The organism is Paenibacillus jamilae (assembly GCF_050482105.1).
Lineage (GTDB): Bacteria > Bacillota > Bacilli > Paenibacillales > Paenibacillaceae > Paenibacillus > Paenibacillus jamilae_B.
In genome coordinates, this window is sequence record NZ_JBCNHI010000076.1 from 1 (window position 1) to 556 (window position 556).

At 49.5% G+C, this 556-nt stretch carries 5 tRNA genes; all 5 read left to right on the plus strand.

Annotated elements, in window-relative coordinates:
• The first annotated feature begins 23 nt into the window (after positions 1-23).
• The 5 genes from ABEW32_RS26360 (at position 24) to ABEW32_RS26380 (ending at position 517) form a co-directional block, all read left to right on the plus strand.
• Positions 24-95: transfer RNA gene (locus tag ABEW32_RS26360), tRNA-Glu, on the plus strand.
• A 57-nt stretch (positions 96-152) separates the two neighbouring features.
• Positions 153-228, plus strand: a tRNA-Val gene (locus tag ABEW32_RS26365).
• Between the two features lie 10 nt (positions 229-238).
• Positions 239-312, plus strand: a tRNA-Met gene (locus tag ABEW32_RS26370).
• 18 nt (positions 313-330) lie between these two features.
• Positions 331-407 (plus strand) — tRNA-Asp (locus tag ABEW32_RS26375).
• Positions 408-444: 37 nt separating this feature from the next.
• Positions 445-517, plus strand: a tRNA-Phe gene (locus ABEW32_RS26380).
• The last annotated feature ends 39 nt before the right edge of the window (positions 518-556 follow it).

Sequence of the window (556 nt, forward strand, 5' to 3'; positions counted from 1 at the left end):
TCCGCCAGAATTATTTATTGTATGGCCCGTTGGTCAAGGGGTTAAGACACCTCCCTTTCACGGAGGTAACAGGGGTTCGAATCCCCTACGGGTCATAAAAAAACTTGCAATAGTAACTTTGCTGTGATATAATATGAGAAGTGTTCCGTTGAGGAGGCTTAGCTCAGCTGGGAGAGCATCTGCCTTACAAGCAGAGGGTCGGGGGTTCGATCCCCTCAGCCTCCACCATATTTTATATCGCGGGGTGGAGCAGTTCGGTAGCTCGTCGGGCTCATAACCCGAAGGTCGCAGGTTCAAATCCTGCCCCCGCAATTAAATGAATTATATTATGGAACTGTGGTGTAGAGGCCTAACATGCCTGCCTGTCACGCAGGAGATCGCGGGTTCGAATCCCGTCAGTTCCGCCATTAGTAATACTTTGCTTGATAAAGTGCCTAATTGTGAGGCTCGGTAGCTCAGTCGGTAGAGCAGAGGACTGAAAATCCTCGTGTCGGCGGTTCGATTCCGTCCCGAGCCACTTTTAATTGAATAGTTTTTGTGCCGGTGTAGCTCAATT